General features: G+C 64.7%; 3 protein-coding genes. All 3 read right to left on the bottom strand.

The window, feature by feature from the left end; all coding sequences use genetic code 11:
- Nucleotides 1–75: 75 nt before the first annotated feature.
- The 3 genes from ACTWPW_RS63545 to ACTWPW_RS63535 all read right to left on the bottom strand — a co-directional run bounded on the left by ACTWPW_RS63545 (nucleotide 76) and on the right by ACTWPW_RS63535 (nucleotide 1,715).
- Nucleotides 76–489 carry a transposase gene (locus tag ACTWPW_RS63545; protein WP_443174936.1) on the bottom strand — a complete coding sequence of 138 codons (414 nt, stop codon included), beginning with the start codon at nucleotides 487–489 and terminating at the stop codon, nucleotides 76–78.
- A 2-nt stretch (nucleotides 490–491) separates the two neighbouring features.
- Nucleotides 492–977 (bottom strand): IS5 family transposase, encoded by a 486-nt coding sequence (locus ACTWPW_RS63540; protein WP_443174935.1) that lies wholly within the window; start codon nucleotides 975–977, stop codon nucleotides 492–494.
- A gap of 249 nt (nucleotides 978–1,226) precedes the next feature.
- Nucleotides 1,227–1,715 (bottom strand): hypothetical protein, encoded by a 489-nt coding sequence (locus ACTWPW_RS63535; protein WP_443174934.1) that lies wholly within the window; start codon nucleotides 1,713–1,715, stop codon nucleotides 1,227–1,229.
- Between the last annotated feature and the right edge of the window lie 1,471 nt (nucleotides 1,716–3,186).

The following is a 3,186-nucleotide window of genomic DNA, read 5'->3' as shown; positions in this document are numbered from 1 at the left end:
CACAACCGCAGACGCTGGCAGCAGACCAAGGCACCCCCATCCGACGAACCGGTCACCGACAGCTGAGCACCCGCTCTACACGGCCAGGCTGTAGTTATCGGTGCATTGTGCTTGACAGATCTCCACGGTGTTGCGCTCCTTGTAGAGATCCGGGTCATGGCGGACCGGGCGGCCGCCGCGAGAGCCGCGCTTCTTGCGGTTGGCCGCCTGGTCGGCCTTCTCCGGGATGACCGCTTTGATCCCACGCTTGCGCAGGTAGGCGCGGTTGCCGCGAGAGGAGTACGCCTTGTCGGCGGCCACCGCGCCCGGCCTGGTGCGCGGACGGCCGATGGGCAGGCGGATCCTGATGCGCTCCAGCACCGCGCGAAACTGCGGGCTGTCTCCAGCCTGACCGGGGGTGAGAACGAAGGACAGCGGCCGGCATCGCCGGTCGGCCGCCAGATGTACCTTGCTCATCAGCCCGCGCCGCGAGCGGCCCAGCTTGGCCACCTTCAGCCGGAACCTGTGCCGCCGTCGCAGGCGACGGCGTGCGGTCCCCTCTCTGTCGCCGGGGCCATCGTCACCGGCGTTTTGCCCCCTTGGCGCAGCCCCTTTTCCTGCTCGGCCGCCTCGTGCAGCGCTGCGGCCAGCTCGCCGTCCAACGCCATCCCAGCAGCATGGTGATGGGCGCGGGCCGTGGTGGAGTCCACGCTGACCAGGTCGAGGTCGACCTGCCCGCGGGCCACGGCCTCAGCGATCATCGCCTGCATCAACTGCTCGAACACACCGCTCACCGCCCACGAGCGGAACCGGTCATAGACCGTGGACCAGGGCCCATATTCGGCGGCGGGCAGATCCCGCCACGGGCTGCCGGTCCGAAACCGCCACATCACCGCGTTGAACTGCTGCCGCAGATCCGAAATCGGGCCTCGCTCGCCCAGCGGCAAGTGAGGCTCGATCAAGGACCACTCCTCGTCGGTGAGGTCTCCACGCGCCATGCCGAAGGCCTACCAGGACCGCAGACCGGAGCGCGGGAAATCCCTCTGATCTTAACTCCGTACAGGCTCTAGCGCTGACCCGAACGGGCCACGTGCCGACGGGCAGGCCACGGCCTCGGGCATGCCGGGACACTGTTCCTGCTGATCGATCTCGCGGTGGATCTGGCACAACCTCCACGCCATCCGGGCCGCGTTACATGTCACTCGTCCACCGGCGCGGACGTGTGCCTCCTGGCAGCTTGCCCGCTGTCAGGCAATGAGGTGGTAGGCCAAGCTGCATGTCGCGGCACCGAGGATGGCGCCTGCGATGACCTCGGGTACGGTGTGCCCCTGCTCTCCATGGGTGCGTCGGTGCGTGCGGACGCGAGACCATGCCACCGCTGCTGTGAGCAGGGCGGCTATGACTCCCGCCATGACGCCAACGGTCAGCAGGGTGATGCCGGCTGCCCCGGCGGCGCTTGCCGCGTGGATGGACAGGTCCCAACCGCGGCGGCCGTCGGGTCGCCGCCATTGCGATGTGACGGCTATTCCTACCAAGATCCCGAACAAGCCGGTCGAGCATGCCAGCACCGTTGATGGAGCGGAACCGGCCATTAGCACTCCCAAGCCCGTCAGCACCGACATCGCCGATCCCGCTACCAGAACGATCGGTTTGCCGGATCCTGCGCGGATAGGTCCTCGTCGCTTGACGTACCGATCCAACATCCAGGGCAGAATTCCGCAGAACAGAGCCGGCACCAGACCCCACCACAGGCCAGGAAGACCATGTACGTATGCGCCGATCCCCATGGGCAAGCTGACAGCAATGAAGATGGGCGCAGGCATCGCCCGCGACCGGAGCAGCCTGGTGAAGTGAATGATATTGCCGGCGCGAGCAGGGCACATCGCATCCTCCGGATAAGCAGTGACGGGAAGGAACAGCCGACCAGCCAGCGAAGATCCGCCACCAGCACCGGCAGCGGGGCGCCGACCCGGCGATAGGACCAGCCCACCGCCTCGCACGCCCTGCGGATGGGCTCAAAACCTCCGTGTCGTCCATCGATCCGATCGTCTGGGCGGAAGTCGATCATCAACCCCGCTCCGTCTTAGAGGCGCGAAGTAGTCCCGAGCGTGCCCCCGCCGCCGGCCGTCATGCCAGGTCAGCCAGAACTGCTGTGAGGAGAACGCCATCACCTCTAGCGAGAAGCCCGGTAACACGACCTGGCCGCGCTCCAGCCCACGACTCCAACTCCACCAGCTCACCCGCGGTCGCCGACTACCACTCGCCGGGGAAGTTCCACCGCTTCTGATGCGTGGGAAATTGCTGCACCGGCGCCGTCTGGCCGAACCGGATGTCGTACGCCGCCGCCAACGGCAAACATCGCTCGAGAACCTGAGCATCCAGGCCATCGAGGAACTTGCAGCCCGGGTCCCGCATGTGCAGGATGCCCCCGCGTACCCGCCATCGGCAGTACCACGTAGCCCACCCGGATATCCGCACCAACCACCAGAGATCATTACCGCAGCGATCGCGTGTCAGGCAAGACGGAAGTATCGACAAATGCGTCAGAATCACCGTCAATGCGTCAACTGGGATAGGAAGCGATATCCGGACTGAATTTCCCGGCTGTCCGTTCGGATATTCTTCATCCGCATGTCAAAGCGAATATCGCGGATCAACGCATGGCAGACGTAAAGATCAGAACTTAACGACAAGCTATTGGACCTGCCTAAAGTTGCCAGCAGGGATGCGCATACGGGTGACGTGAATGAGAATCATTAATGTACTCCCAGGCCGTGCTTGGTGTGCGACATCGCCACCTCCGGGCTAGTCGAATGAGCCCCTCCTGAATGCGATCTTGTACCATGCACAGCCGTCGATAAAGCTCGGAGAGTGTCAAAAAAGGACGTTTTCCTGCCATCGCCGAGGCTGCCGTGGCAATGCCATCGGCCGCCTCCGTGACCCTCAAAACGCGGGAAATCGGCCGACCGGTGCCGTCCGATCGGAACTGGTCACATCGCCATGATCGATCTCATGAGCGCCGCCTCACCGGCTAGAAACACCCCACCTGGCGCGGCACCTGAACCCGGAACCAGACAGGACTAGGAGCTGTTTCTTAGATCTCATGACGGTGGGTGGCGAGGATGTCACGCTTGGCGTATGGGTCGTGGTGATCTGACGAACTCCGAGTGGGAACGTCTCAAGCCGCTGCTGCCCGCGGGCGGCACG

The organism is Nonomuraea sp. KM90, from assembly GCF_052246675.1.
Classification (GTDB): Bacteria; Actinomycetota; Actinomycetes; order Streptosporangiales; family Streptosporangiaceae; genus Nonomuraea.
Note: the sequence above shows the minus strand (reverse complement) of the source record. Positions and strands in the feature narration are given on the sequence as shown.